Origin of the sequence: Thermasporomyces composti (assembly GCF_003386795.1) — a bacterium.
GTDB classification, from domain to species: Bacteria; Actinomycetota; Actinomycetes; order Propionibacteriales; family Actinopolymorphaceae; genus Thermasporomyces; species Thermasporomyces composti.
Genome location: NZ_QTUC01000001.1, coordinates 1,957,221 through 1,974,303, shown reverse-complemented (window position 1 = coordinate 1,974,303; position 17,083 = coordinate 1,957,221). Strand labels below are relative to the sequence as shown.

The window sequence follows — 17,083 nt, the reverse complement described above, 5'->3', positions numbered from 1 at the left end:
TTCCTTCCGTGGTCACGAGGGGACCGGTTCGGCCGGTGTCAGCGCACGGGAGCGGCGGATCCCCCACGACCGACGCGGCGAAGGAGCGCGCGAAGGCGGTGACGGGTCCATGCCAGACCGAGAAGCTTTCCGGCGAGAGCCGCGGTGATGCTGATGACGAGGGAGGTCCCGACCAGTGGCCACGACCACCCTCGTTCGGGTACGTGGGTGAGGAGGGTCGCCGCGAGGGCGGCGATGAAGGCTGCGGCGGCGACGGCGCACCCGCAGTCGTTGAACAGGCGTCGGATCGCAGAGGCGTATCGGTGCCGTTCGTCTTCGTCGAGCCAAGGGAGTCGGATGACCACCTCGGTGACCGTGGGGCGGTTCAGCCAGGAGGCGAGTGCCGTGGCCCGTTCCAGGTCGTCGGAGCACTCGAGGACGAGTCGCATGAGGCCTCACCGCCTCGAGCAGGGGCCGCGCCACCTGCGTGGCCTGCCTGACGTGTCAGGCATGATCGACGCGCCGGCAAGGACTTGTCGAAAGCGTTACCCAAAAAGGTTGTGAGCTCGGACCGCAGCCGTTGCCGCCCTCGACAGTCGGGGGCCCGGGCACCATGTCGCGTCGCCCGCGAAAGCATGGGGACCGGAACCGTCCTAAGACCGGAGGCTTCCTCATGACGAGATGCACGGCACCGCTGCGGACCCTGTCGTACGACCTGTCAAGGGACGACGGCCTGCGCACCCGGGTCCTGGCGCTCGACGGCGACCCGGGGTGGTCGGTCGAGAACGCAGGGCCGGTCTTCACCGTCGTCGTCGACGGGGTGACGATCACGGGGACGTCGCCCGGGCTCCGCGTCGAGGGCGTGACGAGCGTGCGGCGTGACGACGGCGTCGTCGACGAGACGACCCGCTGCCGGTACGAGGAGCATGCGGCGGACGCGGGGGACGGGGAGTATGCGGGGGACGTGGGGGCCGCGGCCGACGGCCTGGCGGTGGGAATCGACTGGCATGTGCGGCGCTACCCCGACCTGCCGCTCGTCGAGACGTGGGTGAGCGTGACCAACCGGGGCCGACGTGCGGTGACCGTCGAGCGGCTGGATTCGGTGGGCCTGACGATCCCGGCCGGACGCTACGAGCTGCTGTCGTACACGAGCGCGTGGGGCCGGGAGTTCGACGGCGACCGGGAGCCGCTCACGGCCGGTAGGTCGATCGGGACACTCGCCGGCCGGTCGTCCCACGGCATGCACCCGTGGCTCGGGCTGGTGCGCGACGACGGCGCGGTGCTGTGCGGGGCGGTCGCGTGGTCCGGCAACTGGGTCGTGCGGTTCGAGGAGGCGCCCGAGACAGCGAAGCCGAGCGCGACCGAGGAGACGTCGGAGGGTTGGAAGCCGAACGAGGGCCACAACGAGGGCTACATCGTCACCGGGGGACTGCACGACCAGGGCTTCGCGAAGCGGCTGCGGCCGGGCGAGACGGTGGACGCGCCGCCGGTCGTCCTCGCCCTGGGGTCCGACGGCGACCTCGACACGACGTCGATCGCCCTGGCGCGTGCGGCACGGGCGTATTGGGCGCCGCGCAACGCCCTCGCCGAGCGGCTGCCTGTCGAGTGGAACCACTGGTGGACGTACGAGGACCACAGCGTCGACGCCGCCACCTTCCGCGCGAACGTCGACGTCGCGGCCGAGCTCGGCGTGGAGGTCGTCACGCTTGACGCGGGCTGGTTCGGTCCCGCCGACGCCTCCTCCGCCTGGACAGACGTGCGCGGCGACTGGGACCAGGTCAACACGGCCCGGTTCCCGGAGGGCATCAGGGCGCTCGCCGACCACGCGCACGCGCGCGGCCTGCGGTTCGGGTTGTGGTGCGAGATCGAGGCGTTGGGACCGAAGGCGACGCTCGCGTCGCGTCGACCTGACTTCCCGGCGACACGGGACGGCGAACCTCTCGGCTACGTCTGCCTGGCCAACCCGGCCGCGTGGCAGTGGGCGTTCGAGACCCTCGACCGGCTGGTCCGGGAGTTCGGCACGGACTGGATCAAGCTCGACTTCAACCTCGACCCGGGGTTGGGCTGCGACCGCACCGACCACGGCCACGGTCCCGGCGACGGGCTGTTCGAGCACTACCGCGGCTACTACCGCCTCCTCGACCGGATCCGCGAGACCACACCCCCACGTCGTCCTCGAGAACTGCTCCTCGGGCGGCCTGCGGATCGACCTGGGGATCATGCGGCACACGCACCTGACGTTCCTCAGCGACCCGGACTGGCCTGAGCACGGCCTGCAGCTGCTGTGGGGGGCGACGACGATGCTGCCGCCGAACCAGCTCCTGCACTGGGGCTTCTCCGAGTGGCACGGCCACCATCCGCACCAGACGTTCGACCCGCGCGACCCCGGCCTCCGACCGCACCAGCTCGACTTCTATCGCCGGATCGCGATGCTCGGGGCGACCGGCTTCTCCTGTGGGCTCCCGAACCTGCCGGCGTGGGTGCGGGACCGGCTCCGCGCGCAGGTCCGGGCCTACCAGGAGCTGGTCCGCCCGTTCGTCCGCACCGCCGACGTGCACCGGCTCACCGGGGCGCCGCGCCGGTTCGGGGAGGGCGAGCGGTGGGCGGCCGTGCAGTACGCCCAACCGGACGGCGGCGCGCACCTCGTCTTCGTGTTCCGGCTGTCCGGGGGTGAGCCGAGCCGGCGTATCCGCCTGCACGCGCTCGACCCGACCGCCTCGTACGACGTTCACTGGTCCGACCGTGACCACGACGAGGCGCGGATGGGCGCGGCGCTCATGGACGACGGCCTGACCGTCGAGCTGCCGGAGGAGGGCTCGGAACTCGTCGTGGTGCGGCGCCGGTCCGCGTAGCCTGGCGGTGAGCGACCGCCCGCGCGCACGCGTCGCGGCGCTGACGAACGCACCACGGGGGAGGACGGCAATGCGGAGCGCTGACCTGCTCGTCGACGCCTTCGGCCGGGTCCGGGACGCCGTGGTGGAGGTCGTCGACGGTCTGACACCCGAGCAGCTGGCGTACCGGGTCGACGGTCGCGCCAACTCGATCGCCTGGCTGGTCTGGCACCTGACCCGCGTCCAAGACGACCACGTCGCCGACGTCCGAGGCGCGGAGCAGGTGTGGCTGAGTGGTGGGTGGATGGAGCGGTTCGACCTTCCGTTCGACCCGATGGAGACGGGATACGGCCAGACCAGCGACGACGTGGCCGCCGTGCGGGTGGACTCCGGCGACCTGCTGGTCGGCTACTACGAGGCGGTGCACGACGCGACCGTCGGCTACGTGCGCACGCTCACCGACGCCGACCTGGACCGCATCGTGGACGAGGCGTGGGACCCGCCGGTGTCGCTCGGGGTGCGGCTGGTGAGCGTGATCGCCGACGACCTGCAGCACGTCGGTCAGGCGGCGTTCATCCGTGGTGTGCTCGAACGCTCCCGCTGACCGATCCCACTGGCACCATCCGCTGGCCGCCTTCTGCGGACTGACCCGCCACGCGTGAGAGACTGCCGTCGCGTGCTGGGGCTGCTGGCCCGCCGATTGCGGTCGTCCGACTTGATCACGTCGCCCCCCAGGGGCGCGACCGTGGACCAGACTCCACGTCCATGCGTGATCCTGGTCCACCTCTCCGACCCGGTCGCCGGTCCTTCCTCGCCCTCACCGGGGTCAGTACGGCCGCCTTCGTGCTCGGCATCGAGGCGCCGGCGTTCGCCGACATCACCGCCACCGTGCCAGCGGATCCGTTCGGGCTCGGCGTCGCCTCCGGTGACCCCACCCCCGATGGGGTGGTGCTCTGGACCCGCCTCGCGCCCGACCCGCTCGCCCCGGACGGACACGGCGGCATGCCGCGCCGCCCGGTTCCCGTCCACTGGCAGGTCGCGACCGACGAGCGCTTCAGGAACGTGGTGCGCAGCGGTGTCGCGATCGCGAGCCCGGAGCTCGCGCACTCCGTCCACCCGGAGGTGCGTGGCCTGGAGCCTGGCCGCGAGTACTTCTACCGGTTCCGTGCTGGCTCCGAGATCAGTCCGGTCGGTCGGACGAGGACCGCGCCGGCACCGCACGCGATGCCGAGCGAGCTCAGGTTCGCCTTCGCCTCGTGCCAGGCCTGGTACCACGGCTACTACACGGCGTACGAGCACATGGTGGCGGAGGACCCGGACCTGATCTTCTTCCTCGGCGACTACATCTACGAGTACGCCATCAACTCCTCGAACCTGTGGCGGGAGGGCGTCACACTGCCCTCCGAGCACGACGCCATGGTGGAGACGCTGGAGCAGTTCCGGCTCCGGTACGGGCTGTTCAAGAGCGATCCGCTGCTCCAGGCCGCGCACGCCACCGCGCCGTGGATCGTGACGACCGACGACCACGAGGTGGAGAACAACTACGCCGGCGACGTCTCGTCGGTCGGTATCCCACCGGAGCACTTCTTACGTCGTCGGGCCGTCGGTTACCGGGCCTTCTACGAGCACATGCCGCTGCGCAGCGTCCATCGACCCTCGGGCCCGGATCTTCCGCTCTATCGGCGGCTGCACTACGGGAGGCTCGCGCAGTTCGACGTCCTCGACACCCGGCAGTTCCGGGACCCACTGCCGTGTGGTGAGGTCACCGGCAACTGTCCGGAGCGGGAGGACCCGAAGCGCACCATGCTCGGGTACGAGCAGGAGGCGTGGCTCTACGACGGGCTCGCCGCCTCCGACGCGGTCTGGAACGTGCTCGCACAGTCGATCGTCATGGCCCGGATCGACCGGGACCTCGGGCCGGGTGAGACGTTCAGCAACGAGCAGTGGGACGGCTACCCGGCCGCGCGTGACCGGCTGTTCGCCGCGTTCCGACGTCACCAGATCCACAACCCGGTCGTCCTCACCGGCGACATCCACCGCAGCGTCGCGGCGAACCTCAAGGAGGACTGGCTCGACCCGGACTCCAGAACCGTCGGGGTCGAGCTGGTGTGCACCTCGATCGCCTCCAACGGCGACGGGGCGGACACCGACAGCTACGAGCCGATCTGGCTGGGGCAACCGCACGTCGAGCTCTACCACGCCCGCCGCGGCTACGTGAGCTGTCGGATGACGCCTACCGAGCTGACCGCGGACTTCAGGGCACTGCCCTACATCCAACGCCCCGGCGCGCCGATCTCGACCGTCGCGCGTTTCGTGACCGAGGCCGGCGACCCCGGCTTGCAGCGGGAGGGATGACAGATGCCGCGACCACGCCCGGTGAGGAACCTGACCGCGGTCGGTGAGCTCGGCCGGATCATCCTGACCTGGGAGTCCGAGCCGTACGAGCCGTTCGTCGACCACTACGCCATCTACGCGTCCCGCACGCCGGGCACGCCGCCGAGCGAGGAGACGCTGCTCGCCAAGACGATCTACCCGCGTTTCGTCCACGGCCGGCTCGGCGGACACGCGCAGACCTGGTATTACCGCGTCGTCGTGGTCGAGGCCTCCGGCCTGCGCGGTCGCCCGTCGCCGGAGGTCTCCGGCACGTCCGTCGAGTCGGTCGCGGTGTCCGGCGAGCCGATCGCGACCGTGGGAACGTTCGACCACAAGAGTCTCGAGCTCGCGCTCGCCCCGAACGGCTACGCGCAGTACCGGACGCGGTTCCCGACCGGGCCGGACTTCACCTACGGCGTCAGCGACCCCGCCCACGACTGGGCCTACATCCATCCCGGTCCGGCGGACGCGTGGGCTGGACGTCAGGCCTGGCGGGCGACGTTCCGGTTCGGCCTGGACGCCATCCCCGACACCGACCCGTGGCTGTCCATCTGGCTCATCGACACCCACGCGACGATCCCTGGGACTGCCATCCTCGGCCTCGGCGGGTCGGAGTGGACGAAGGTCACGTTCGAGGGCGGGGCTACCCGAGGCTCGCTCGAGGGGGACGCGACGCTGCCGGGTTCGCCGCTCAAGCCGTCGTACGTGGAGCTGGCGCTGCCACGCGACCGGCTCACCGTGGGTGAGAACGTGCTCACCATCGACAAGGTGGACGGGTCCTGGCACGCCTACGACGCGCTGGGGATCTTCCTGCCGCGCTGACCACCCGCTCACGGGTCGTCGTCCCTGGCCGGAGGCGGTCGGCCGTCTCAGATGGGCTGGTCACCCTCGGGCCGGCCGGTCGGGTCAGGAGAGGATGGGGCGGTGCCGTCTGGGTCGGCGTCCTGCGGCTCCGCCGCCCCAGGCGTTTGCCCGAGAACCCGAGCAGGAGGTGTCGGTGACCGTCCTTCCCGCGCCCGCCGCCCGCCTCGCGAACGCCGCCGGTGACCTCACCATGGTGGCGCTCGACCAGCGTGAGTCGCTGCGGACGATGATGGCCGGCGACGCTCCCGTCGCCAGCGTCCCCGACGCGAGGCTGCGTGAGTTCAAGGCGGAGGCGACCGCCGCGCTGTCCCCGTACGCCTCGGCGGTGCTCCTCGACCGGCTCTACGGCCTCGACACCGCCCGTCCCGCCACGCTGGCGCCGGGATGCCGGCTCATCCTGGCCGCCGACGAGCTGCACCAGGCTCCCGGCGAGATCGTCCGCGACACCGGGCTCGACGAGCAGGTCACGCCCGAGCTGGTCGCGTCCGTCGGCGCGACCGCGCTCAAGCTGCTGGTCATCTGGCGTGCCGGCGGGAGCGTGGAGGCCCGCGCCGACCTCGTCGGACGCTTCGTCGACCTGTGCCGGCGGACCGGCACGGTCAGTCTCGTCGAGGGCATCGTGCGGCCCGCCGACGGGGAGACCTGGACCGACCAGCGGGCCAGGCACGAGGCCATCCTCGAGGCGGCGGCCGAGCTGAGCCGGCTCGGCGCCGACATCTACAAGGCCGAGGTGCCCGGCTACGTCCCCGGCGACCTCTCCCGCGTCGAGGAACAGTCGCGCCTGCTGTCGAAGGCGATCGACATCCCGTGGGTGGTGCTGTCGAACGGCACGAGGGCGGCGGAGTTCTCCGACGCGGTCCGGCTCGCCTGCCTCGGCGGCGCCAGCGGCTTCCTCGCCGGGCGGGCCGTCTGGGCGGACACCGTGCGGGAGCCGAGCGTCGCCACGGCGTTGCGCGAGCGGTCGGCGGCGCGGCTGCGTCGGCTGGTGGAGATCGTCGCGGACGCCCGCGCCCAGGCAGCGGACCGCCAGGAGACGAGCACGGAGACGAGAAAGGACGCCACGTCGTGAGCCGAATCCACAACATCGCCGTCATCGCCGGGGATGGCATCGGGCCCGAGGTGGTGCCCGCCGCGATGCGCTGCCTCGACACGGTGGCGGACCGGCACGGCTTCGTCCTGCGCTGGACGGAGTACCCGTGGGGCTCGGCGTACTACCACGAGAACGGCGTCATGATGCCGGCGGACGCGATCCGCACGCTCGCCGAGCACGACGCGATCTTCCTCGGCGCGGTCGGCGACCCCGACATCCCCGACACCGTCACGTTGTGGGGCCTGCTCATCCCGATCCGGCGGCGGTTCAACCAGTACGTCAACCTGCGGCCGGTGCGGACCCTGCCGGGCGTGCCGAGCCCGGTGCGCGGCGCGGAGAACGTCGACCTGGTGATCGTCCGGGAGAACGTCGAGGGCGAGTACTCCGAGGTCGGCGGCCGCCTCTACCGTGACCAGCCCGGCGAGGCGGCCATCCAGGAGGCGATCTTCACCCGCGTGGGCGTCACCCGGATCGCCGAGTACGCGGCGAAGCTCGCTCGTCAGCGCCGGAAGCGGGTCACCTCCGTCACCAAGTCGAACGGCATCGTCCACACCATGCCGTTCTGGGACGAGGTGGTGGCCGAGACGCTCGCCAACTACCCCGACGTCGAGCTGGAGAAGGTCCTGGTCGACGCGATGGCGGCCAAGCTCGTGCTGCAACCCACGGCCTACGACGTGATCGTGGCGTCGAACCTCTTCGGCGACATCCTCTCCGACCTCGCCGGCGCCATCGCCGGGTCGATCGGGGTGGCGCCGAGCGGCAACCTCAACCCGGAGCGAGAGTACCCGTCGATGTTCGAGCCGGTGCACGGGTCGGCGCCGGACATCGCGGGCCAGGGCATCGCCAACCCGATCGGCCAGATGTGGGCGGGCGCGATGATGTTGGAGCACCTCGGTGAGGAGGCCGCCGCCCGGGAGGTGGTCGAGGCCTTCGAGGCGGTCCTCGCGTCCGGGATCCGCACACCTGACTTGGGCGGCACCGCGACCACCGCCGAGTTCACCGAGGAGGTCGACGCGCGGTTGCGCGCGCTCCCGCGTCCGGAAGGCACACGCTGACTCGCAGAAGGACACACCGATGCGAACCCAACGGCTGTATCTCGACGGTACCTGGGTCGACGGCACCGGATCGCTCGCCGACGGCTCCACACGGCTGGAGGTGCGCAACCCCTACGACGACTCGCTCGTCGGTGTCGCCGCCGTCGCCAGCCCCGAGCAGGCGGCCGCGGCCGTCGGCGCCGCGGCCCGCGCCCTGCGCCGTGGGCTGCCGCCGCACCGACGGGCGGAGATCCTGCGGCGGGCCCGCGAGGAGGTGGCGCGGCGGGCGGAGGAGTTCGCCCAGATGATCCGCGCGGAGGCGGGCAAGCCGATCACCGCCGCCCGCCAGGAGGTGGAGCGCGCGCTCACGACCTTGGACTTCGCCGCCGAGGAGGCCCGGCGACCGCCGGGCGAGACCGTGCCGCTCGACGCCGTGCCCTCCGGCGAGGGGACGCTGGCCTTCACCGTCGCCCAGCCGGTCGGCGTGGTCGCCGCGATCACGCCGTTCAACTTCCCGCTCAACCTGGTCGCCCACAAGGTCGCGCCCGCGCTCGCGGCCGGGTGTCCGGTCGTGCTGAAGCCGTCGGAGCGCACCCCGCTGACGGCCGGCATGCTGGTCGAGGCCTTCAAGGCGGCGGAGCTGCCACCGGGCTGGCTCAACCTCGTCACCGGCGACCCCGCGACCATCGTGGGCCGCTGGCAGGAGGACCCTCGCGTCGCGGTCCTGACCTTCACCGGGTCGAGCCGGGTCGGCTGGCAGCTCAAGGCGGCCTCACCGTACAAGCGGCACATCCTGGAGCTCGGGTCGGCCACGGCGATGGTGATCCGCGCCGACGCCGACCTGAAGGCGGCCGTCAACGCGGCGGTGACGTCCGGGTTCACGTTCGCCGGTCAGGCCTGCATCTCGCTGCAGCGCCTCTACGTCGAGAAGGCGGTCGTGGACGAGGTCCTTCACCGGCTGGTCGAGGCCGCCGAGGCGCTGCCCGCCGGTGACCCGGCCCTCGAGGCCACGGTGGTGGGGCCGCTCATCACGCCCGAGGCGACGAAGCGGGTGCGCTCCTGGCTGGACGACGCCGTGCGCGACGGAGCCCGCATCGTGACCGGTGGCACGCTCACCGACGACGGTGTCCTCCGTCCCACCGTGGTCACCGACGTGCCGGCCTCGTCGCCCCTGTTGTGCGAGGAGGTCTTCGGCCCGGTGGTCAGCGTCGTCCCGGTCGCGAACCTCGACGAGGCGATCCGGGCGGTCAACGACTCCCGCTTCGGCCTCAACACCTCCATCTACACCTCGGACCTCACCAGCGCGCTGCGATACGCGCGGGAGGCCCAGGCCGGCACCGTGCTCGTCAACCGGCCGCCCGCGTTCCGAGCCGACCACATGCCGTACGGCGGGGTGAAGGAGTCCGGCCAGGGCCGGGAGGGCGTGAAGTACGCGGTGGAGGAGCTGACCGAGCGCAAGCTCGTCATCCTCGGCAGCTGACGTGGCGCCGGTCGCGCTGTCGCCTGTCGTCCGCGCCAAGCTGGCCGCCCTCGGCGAGCGGGGTGAGCGGTGGCTGGCCGACCTGCCAAGCCTCATCGCCGACCTGGAGCGGCGGTGGTCCATCCGCGTGGGCGCGCCGCTGTCCCAGGGCACCTGCTCCTACGTCGCGCGGGCGCGCACCGCGGACGGAGACGACGCCGTCCTCAAGCTCGGCATCCCGGAGCCGGGGTTCGACGCCCAGGTCCGCACGCTCGCGGCCGCGCACGGGCGTGGCTACGTGCGGCTCTTGGCGTACGACGTGGAGCGGAACGCCATGCTCCAGGAGGCGCTCGGCCCGTCGCTGGCGGACCTGGGCTGGTCGCCGGAACGCACCATCGAGGTGCTGTGCGCGACACTCCGCGAGGCATGGCGGGTGCCGCGTCCCCCGGGCGCCACGGTTGCGCCGTCGGAGGAGAAGGCGCGTGGATTGCACGGCCTGGTCGCCTCACTTTGGGAGCGGTTGCGCCACCCCTGCTCGGAGCGAGTGGTGCGGAAGGCACTGGGGTACGCCGAGCGGCGGGCCGCCGCCTTCGACCTCGACCGGTGCGTCGTGGTCCACGGCGACCCGCATCCCGCCAACGCGCTGACCGTCCGCACGCCCAGGCCGGGCGCGGAGTTCGGCGTCGTCTTCGTCGACCCTGACGGTCTCCTCGCCGAGCCCGCGTACGACCTGGGCGTCGTGCTGCGTGACTGGTGTGCACAGCTGCTCGCGGCGGACGACCCTCCCGCCCTCGCCCGCCGCTACTGCCGGCTGCTCGCCGACCACACCGGCGTCGACGAGGAGGCCATCTGGGAGTGGGGCTTCCTCGAACGGGTGTCGACCGGTCTGTACGTGCTCCAGTACGGCGCGGCGGACATGGCACGCCCGTACCTGGAGTCCGCTGAGCTCCTGGTCTGATCAGGACCGCTCGGGAGTGCGCCAGACGGTCAGGCCGCCGCGGAGGTGTCGCACGCGCGGCACGGGCTGAATCCCCGGCCTTCAGGCCGGCGAGCGCGTCATTCGTCGGCCTTCCCCGCGGCGATCTCAACCGGACACTGACGGTCGATCTCGTTCAGGACCGTCATCCGCGCCGTCGGCACCAGAGGTGTGGGGAATCGCAGGTCGTCGACCCGCCAGCCGACGCTCTGGTAGACGGCGGCGAGCTCCCGGGCGCACCGGGTGAGGTCCCGGGTCGAGGTCAGGTGGATGCCGGGCCGGCCGGACTGGGTGGCGTTCAGCCATACCCCGTCCAGCTGGAGGGCGAGCGCTGCGGCGCGGTCATAGAACGGGTCCGTCATCTAGGGCTCGTTTCTGTCCTAGGGGAGGTCGGCGACCAGTTCGGCAACGTCACCGTGGCTCTGGTAGCGCTTGGCGTGGGCGTAGACAAGCCGGTAGTCGTCATTGAGCCGTGCGGAGGCGACCCCGCTGCCGATGTCGAGCAGCCGCCTCCCCACGGCGACCGCCTCGTCTGGCTCGCCCTCGTCGAACCGGATCGCCGCCAGCCGGGCGAGGCAGAACGCCGCGGCTCTGGGGTACTTCGGGCCATAGGTCTCGGCTGCGGTCGCCAGACGGTTGGCGGTCTCGCCGCGGAGCGATACATCGTGCTGGGCGGCCGAGTAGAGGGCGTGGCCGGAGTCGCCGGCAAGCTGGGCGGGGATGTAGTAGGAGATCCACGCCGGATCCTCGTCCGTCGGCGGCTCGTACACGTGGTCGGCCTTGGCGATGGCATTGCGGCACTCGCGGACCTTGCCCATCGCCCCGTAAACACGACCGAGGACGACTTGCAGCATTGCCTGGGTGGCTGGGGTGGCACGCCCGTCGGCGCCGTAGATGGCGATCTGCATGAGGTCGAGCCCGTCCTCGGGGTGGCCGAGGCTGATGGCCTGCCGCGCCATGTCCGAGAGGATGTTCGCTCGCAGCGGCCAATCCTCGCCCTCGGCGGCGGCATGCACCCCCAACGTGAATGCTCGACGGGCCTCGGTGTGCATGCCGGCGTCGTAGGCGGCGAACCCGGCGACCTCGGCGAGGTTGGCGACCGCGCTGAACATGCGACGGCGGACCTGCTCGGACGCGAAGCGGCTCTTGTCGAGCAACGTGGCGGCCCAGTTGAGCTGGCCGAGCATCGCATCCACCGAGAGGATGCCGCCTTGGCTTCGCTCCCACGCCGCGAACCGTGCCGTGGTCTGTTCGATCGCGGCGACGTCAGAGGCGCCGAGGACACGCGGTTTGACGGATCTGGACGGGTCAACGCCCAGCCATGATTGGAGGTCTTCGCCGGCGGTCAAGCCGAACGCGACCCCGGCGATGGACTTGAGGAAATCGGCGCGTCGCACGGTACTGCTCTCCTCGAAATCGAGCACGGACACCAGCACACGCGGGTGTCTGCGAGCCGGGTCTTTGCCAGGTCGGATGAAGCCCAGCGCCTCGTCGCTCGTGACCCCGAACAGCATGCGTAGGGCGTGGCGGTAGTGCCGCTGTGGCCAGCGGATCTCACCGCGCTCCCAGGCGGACACCAGTCGCGCGTCGGGGGCGACGTTGCTGCCGAGGACTGCGACGACTTGCGCAACCTGCTGTGCGAGGTCCTCCTGCGTCCAGCCACGCGCCTTGCGGAGCGTGACCAGCACCTCGTTCCGTGGCATGACCCGTGTCTCCAGGTCCCTACCAGCCCAGTCACGCTGTAGCCGTGAGGCTACTCGCTGGTGCGATCTCCATGTAGTGATCACCAGTGTTTCTTCCAGTCGTTTCTTCCAGTCGCGCTTCCTTCCACCCATCCACACCGTGCGGTGACGCTTAGTGACCACTCAGGCCGGCGTGGCGGTCGGTAGACCCACCTGACGGGCGACCCAGGTCGAGGTCCCGGCTGCTGCGCCTCACCAACCGGGTGTGGTGGCCGCCGCCAGGTCTCCGGCCCACCTCACAGGCGGCCGCCACACCCACCGCGAGGGAGGTAAGGCGGTGGTGGCATGGCGACGAGGCCAGCCGACCGGGTGCCTGACGAGAGCAGTCCTGTGGAAAGCGGGCACATTCGGAGCGGGGATGCTGATCGGGCTCCTCATTGCCCTGGTCCTCAGCCGGTAGACCCCGAGCTCATCGACACCGGGATCGTCGACTGGGTGTTCGACACCTCCCGCTACGACCTGGACGGGCTCACCACCTCCGACCGCCACCGGTTCGCGCGGATCCTGCTCCAGCCCTGCCCCACCTGCGCCGCCAAGCCAGGGCAGCGGTGCGTCCGGCGCGGCTCCGGGGAGGAGATCCTGCGCATGGATGACCAGCACCAGGCCCGCCGCTACGCCGTCACCGGCATGTGCCCACCGGAGACGCATATCGGTGGCAGCTAGCTGAGACCAGCGCCCAGGGTGTGACCCCGTTGCTCACCTACTCCGCCCCCACCCTGGCGCGCACCACGAGGGTGGGGTCGGCCACCCTCCTACCTCCTCCGGCCGGCCCCGCCCTCAATCCGCACGAGAAGGGAGGTGATCAGTTGTGTCCATGACCCGTTGGGCGTTGGCGCAAGTCGACTCACGGCTGCGCCAACGGCTCATGCGTCGAGGTGGCGCCCGTCGTCCAGCCGGCCGGCGCCGTGGCAGTCCGAGACACCAAGCTCGGTGAGACCTCGCCCGCGAGCACGATGCCGTCCGTGCTACGGCTCGGCTGTCCGGAGCAGGCCGCGGGCACGCCGTGCGCTCGCCACGCTCGCGTGGGAGGGTCGTGAACGGCGCTCTCGTCCAGCAGTCACGAGGTCTTCGTTCGGAAGGGTGAGCGAGTGAGCACGCTGCGGGTTGGCATGGTCGGCTGTGGCAGTGCCGCGACCGGCCACGTGTACGGGATGGCGGCGTCCGGCCAGTTCGACATCGTCGCGCTGGCCGAGCCGAGCCCCGAGAGCCTGGAGCGGTTCCGCGCGAGGCTGCCGCTGCTCGGCGACGTCCCGGCGTTCTCGTCCGCGGACGAGATGTTCCAGGCGGTGGACCTGGACGCGGTCACCGTCGTCACGCCCCACACGCTCCACCACCCGATCGTCATGAGCGCGATCAAGCGGGGCTTGCACGTGCTCTGCGAGAAACCGCTCACCTGCGAGGTCGCCCACGCGAAGGAGATCGCCGAGGCGGCCGAGGCGGCCGGGGTCGTCGTCATGGTGCGCTACCAGCGCCGGTTCGACCCGGCGTACCGCTTCATGCGCGAGAAGATCGCCAGCGGCGAGCTGGGCGAGCTGCGGACCATCGCGGTGACGTGCGGCCAGCGCTGGCAGCGCGGCACGGCGGGCACGTGGCGCCAGGACCCGGCGCTCTCGGGCGGCGGCATGCTCATGGACAGCGGCTCCCACCTGGCCGACATGCTGCTGTGGCTGGTGGACCGTCCGGTGGAGTCGGTGTCCGCGCTCGTCGACCAGTGCGGCTCGCCGGTCGACATCAACACCTCCGCCACCGTCCGGTTCGCCGGTGGCGTGCACGGACAGCTCACCGTCATCGGCGACCTGGCCATCACGTGGATGGAGACCGTGGTCGTGTCGGGAAGCGACGGGCTGCTGCGGTACGAGGTCGACCCGCAGCACCCGTGGCGGACCGGCCGGGTCACCTTCAGCCGGGACAACCAGATCGTCGAGCCGCTGCGCCTGCAGCGTGGCCCCAGCGAGCACGAGGCCTGGGCGGACGCGATCCGCGGCGAGGGCCCGAACCTGTCACCCCCGAGCGCGGGGGTGCGTGTCGCCGAGCTGACCGCGGCGATCTACCGGTCGGCCAGGGAAGGGCAGACGGTCCGCCTCGACACCGACGCGGACGTCGCGCTCTCCGCGTGAGTCGCTCGACGCGGCCGGCGCAACCGACAGCCGCCTACGCGGCCGATGCGGGCTCCTTCGCCGCCGCGGGCGTGACCCGGCCGGCGTGACCGTCGACGGTGACCCGCTGTCCATCGCTCAACACGGTGGTGCCGTTGCGGGTGCCCATGACGGTGGGCAGGCCGTACTCGCGCGCCATGATCGCGGCGTGTGAGGTGGGCCCACCGGTGTCGACCACCACGGCGGCGGCCCGTTGGAAGAGCGGTGTCCACGCGGGATTGGTGTAGGGGCAGACGAGCACGTCCCCGGACTCCAGCTTCCCGAACTCCGAGGGGTCCCGGACGACCTTCACCGTGCCCGTGACCCTGCCACCGACCGCTGGGAGGCCGGTGACCAACGCGTCGCCGTCGGGAGCGCTGTCGCCGTAGACCAGCATCGGGTTCAGCAGCGGGACGCCGGCGAGCTCGTCGCGCTTCGCGGAGCGGGCGCGGACGAGCGCGCGAAGCCGCACGGCGTCGGACGTCGGCGGCGGCATCGTTCGGATGGCCTCCAGCTCCTCCAAGCGGAGGTGGAAGACGTCCGTGGCCTCGCGAAGGACGCCGGCCTCGCTGAGGCGGCGGCCGATCTCCAGCAGGCTGCGCCGCAGCACCGGCAGTGGCTTGGTGAAGTAGAAATGCGTGTCCTCCCGGAACGCCAAGCCCACGCGCGCCGCGTCGATCCACCGCCGCACCCGTGCTCGCCGGGTCTCCGACCGCAGGCGTGGATGGGTGAGGATCTCCTCCACTGCCCGCTGGTAGCCATCGGATGCGTCCTTCAGCACCTCGCCGGCGCCGCCATCGCCGTTGGCGCCCGCCGGCTGGGCGAGCACCTTGACGAGACCGAGGACGGTCTCCGGCGCCTCCACCCAGGTACCCGGCGTCACCAGGATGGGGGTCTCGGTCTCCCGGTGCCCGTACTCGGCGAGGAAAGCCCGGACCTTCTCACCGAACCGCGCGAAGGTCGGGTCGTCGGACAGCGCCTCGACGAGGGCGGCCGGCTCACGGGTGGCGAACGCCTCGGCGAGCGCCGGATCGGCGCGCACCTCGTCGGCGAGCTCCCGCAACGCACGGATGCTTTCCGTTGTCTTGTTGAAGACTCCGAGCAGAAGGTCACCGACGAGCTTCGTGCGTCGCAGCACGACGAGCAGGGCGAGCAGCCGTCCGAGGGACAGGATCGCTCGAGGGAAGTAGTCCAACCGCACATCCCCGACTGGTTCGACCAGGGCCAGCGCCTCCCGGGGGACTCGCATGAGCCGCCGCCACGGCAACGCCGCGAGGTCGAGCTTGGTCAGGGCGTCGTTTTCCTTGAGCAGGCGGGTGACCCGCGGGTCGTCCATCCAGCGTTGGGGGTCGTACCCCAGAGCGCGGCGCGCGAGCCGAAACGGCGCCGCGACGAGGTCGAAAGTCGGTCGTGGCGACACCGGGACGAGCCGGACCACCACGCCGTCCTCCTCCTGGAAGACGTCGGAGGGGCCGACGCGAAACCCGAGCGACCGCACAATCCTGGCCATCTGGCCGACCGGCCCGTAGGGCACCCAGGTACTCATGTCGAGCGGGTACGGGCGCACCGGCACGTACTCCAGGAGCGTGCGTCCTAGCGTGCGCTGCACGCTGGACAGCGGGATCGGCGGCGGTGGCAGCGCCGTCATCGGACGGGCCTGAAGCACCCACACCCGCCCGTCCGCGTGGGCCCACTCGATGTCCTGCGGGCGGCCGAAGTGGGCCGCGATCCGCGTCCCGAGTCCCGCGAGCTCACCGAGCACCGCGGCGGGAAGCGGGGTGGGATCCGCGGAGGCCTCCCCTTCCACGCGCTGGACGCCGCCCTCGGGCAGCGCGCGAATGACCACCTCCCGCCGCCCTGGCGTCCACCGCTTCAGCCGCCCTTCGGCGTCGAGGACGTAGTGGTCTGGCGTCACCGCGCCGGACACCACCGCCTCGCCGAGTCCGCTGCTGGCGTCGACCACGATCTCCCCACGCTCGCCGGAGACCGGGTTGGCGGTGAAGAGCACGCCCGCGGTCTCGGCGGACACCATGCGCTGGACGACGACCGCCATGCGGACGCCCGCTGAGTCCAGGTCGCGCTTGTGGCGGTAGGCGATCGCGCGGTCCGTCCACAGCGATCCCCAGCAGCGGCGAACGGCGTCGACCAGCGCCTCCTCGCCGACGACGTTGAGGACGGTGCCCTGCAGACCCGCGAACGCCGCACCCGGAAGGTCCTCGGCGGTGGCGCTGGACCGGACCGCGACCGGACCACCGCCGAGCTCCTCGTACGCCCGCGAGATCGCCGTCCGCAGCTCGGTGGAGATGGCGACCGTGGCGAACGCCTCGCGGACGGCCGATCCGTCGCCGCTCGTCGCGGCGGCGTCGAAAAGCCGCGCGTCGAGCTCGCTGGCGGCCTGGTCGTACGCCCGGGTGGTGACGACGAACCCGTCGGGCACCGGGAAGCCGGCCCGGACCAGCTCTCCGAGGTTGGCGCCTTTACCGCCGGCGAGGGCGAGGTCGTCTCGGCCGAACGCGCGAAGCGGTGCCACGAGCGTCTCCGCCATGGGCGGGGCTCCTTTCCGGTCAGGCCGTGCTGGAGGCGGATCGGTGATGCCAGGT

The 17,083-nt window shown here is 71.6% G+C and carries 15 protein-coding genes and 1 pseudogene; 12 read left to right on the top strand and 4 right to left on the bottom strand.

Annotation, left to right across the window (positions count from 1 at the left end):
• Positions 1-38: 38 nt before the first annotated feature.
• Positions 39-428 carry an MHYT domain-containing protein gene (locus DFJ64_RS08630; protein WP_115849991.1) on the bottom strand — a complete coding sequence of 130 codons (390 nt, stop codon included), beginning with the start codon at positions 426-428 and terminating at the stop codon, positions 39-41.
• A 224-nt stretch (positions 429-652) separates the two neighbouring features.
• On the opposite strand from DFJ64_RS08630, the gene DFJ64_RS08625 reads away from it, so the two are divergent.
• From DFJ64_RS08625 to DFJ64_RS08590, 9 genes are all read left to right on the top strand, one after another.
• Positions 653-2,245 carry an alpha-galactosidase gene (locus DFJ64_RS08625; protein WP_245941018.1) on the top strand — a complete coding sequence of 531 codons (1,593 nt, stop codon included), beginning with the start codon at positions 653-655 and terminating at the stop codon, positions 2,243-2,245.
• Complete coding sequence (locus DFJ64_RS19875; RefSeq protein WP_245941284.1) at positions 2,178-2,831, top strand: GH36 C-terminal domain-containing protein; 654 nt, start codon at positions 2,178-2,180, stop codon at positions 2,829-2,831. Before DFJ64_RS08625 ends, DFJ64_RS19875 begins: the two co-directional genes overlap by 68 nt.
• Before the next feature lie 70 nt (positions 2,832-2,901).
• On the top strand, positions 2,902-3,414 hold the full coding sequence (locus DFJ64_RS08620) for a mycothiol transferase (protein WP_115849990.1): 513 nt from the start codon (positions 2,902-2,904) through the stop codon (positions 3,412-3,414).
• A 161-nt stretch (positions 3,415-3,575) separates the two neighbouring features.
• Positions 3,576-5,165 (top strand): alkaline phosphatase D family protein, encoded by a 1,590-nt coding sequence (locus DFJ64_RS08615; RefSeq protein ID WP_115849989.1) that lies wholly within the window; start codon positions 3,576-3,578, stop codon positions 5,163-5,165.
• A gap of 3 nt (positions 5,166-5,168) precedes the next feature.
• Positions 5,169-6,005: a polysaccharide lyase family protein gene (locus DFJ64_RS08610; RefSeq protein ID WP_115849988.1), complete on the top strand. Its 837-nt coding sequence runs from the start codon at positions 5,169-5,171 to the stop codon at positions 6,003-6,005.
• 175 nt (positions 6,006-6,180) lie between these two features.
• On the top strand, positions 6,181-7,116 hold the full coding sequence (locus DFJ64_RS08605; RefSeq protein ID WP_211310541.1) for an aldolase: 936 nt from the start codon (positions 6,181-6,183) through the stop codon (positions 7,114-7,116).
• Positions 7,113-8,192 carry a tartrate dehydrogenase gene (locus DFJ64_RS08600; protein ID WP_115849987.1) on the top strand — a complete coding sequence of 360 codons (1,080 nt, stop codon included), beginning with the start codon at positions 7,113-7,115 and terminating at the stop codon, positions 8,190-8,192. The genes DFJ64_RS08605 and DFJ64_RS08600 overlap by 4 nt, the downstream gene beginning before the upstream one ends.
• Before the next feature lie 19 nt (positions 8,193-8,211).
• Entirely contained in the window at positions 8,212-9,651 is a 1,440-nt protein-coding gene (locus DFJ64_RS08595) for an aldehyde dehydrogenase family protein (RefSeq protein ID WP_115849986.1), read from the top strand.
• Position 9,652: 1 nt separating this feature from the next.
• The gene (locus DFJ64_RS08590; RefSeq protein ID WP_115849985.1) at positions 9,653-10,588 is read left to right on the top strand and encodes an aminoglycoside phosphotransferase family protein; all 936 of its coding nucleotides are present in this window, start codon (positions 9,653-9,655) and stop codon (positions 10,586-10,588) included.
• Between the two features lie 98 nt (positions 10,589-10,686).
• Here the strand turns inward: DFJ64_RS08590 and DFJ64_RS08585 are convergent, their stop codons facing one another.
• Together DFJ64_RS08585 and DFJ64_RS08580 are read right to left on the bottom strand one after the other, a co-directional pair.
• The gene (locus tag DFJ64_RS08585) at positions 10,687-10,968 is read right to left on the bottom strand and encodes a hypothetical protein (protein WP_115849984.1); all 282 of its coding nucleotides are present in this window, start codon (positions 10,966-10,968) and stop codon (positions 10,687-10,689) included.
• A gap of 18 nt (positions 10,969-10,986) precedes the next feature.
• Positions 10,987-12,309 (bottom strand): helix-turn-helix domain-containing protein, encoded by a 1,323-nt coding sequence (locus DFJ64_RS08580; RefSeq protein WP_115849983.1) that lies wholly within the window; start codon positions 12,307-12,309, stop codon positions 10,987-10,989.
• 324 nt (positions 12,310-12,633) lie between these two features.
• On the opposite strand from DFJ64_RS08580, the gene DFJ64_RS08575 reads away from it, so the two are divergent.
• The 3 genes and pseudogenes from DFJ64_RS08575 (at position 12,634) to DFJ64_RS08565 (ending at position 14,465) form a co-directional block, all read left to right on the top strand.
• A complete protein-coding gene (locus DFJ64_RS08575; protein ID WP_245941017.1) occupies positions 12,634-13,011 on the top strand; it encodes a zinc finger domain-containing protein in 378 nt (125 codons plus the stop codon).
• Positions 13,012-13,187: 176 nt separating this feature from the next.
• A pseudogene (locus DFJ64_RS08570) lies at positions 13,188-13,385 on the top strand (DUF397 domain-containing protein); the annotation flags it as partial.
• A 51-nt stretch (positions 13,386-13,436) separates the two neighbouring features.
• A complete protein-coding gene (locus DFJ64_RS08565; protein ID WP_245941015.1) occupies positions 13,437-14,465 on the top strand; it encodes a Gfo/Idh/MocA family protein in 1,029 nt (342 codons plus the stop codon).
• 34 nt (positions 14,466-14,499) lie between these two features.
• Here the strand turns inward: DFJ64_RS08565 and DFJ64_RS08560 are convergent, their stop codons facing one another.
• On the bottom strand, positions 14,500-17,028 hold the full coding sequence (locus DFJ64_RS08560) for a PEP/pyruvate-binding domain-containing protein (RefSeq protein ID WP_115849982.1): 2,529 nt from the start codon (positions 17,026-17,028) through the stop codon (positions 14,500-14,502).
• Between the last annotated feature and the right edge of the window lie 55 nt (positions 17,029-17,083).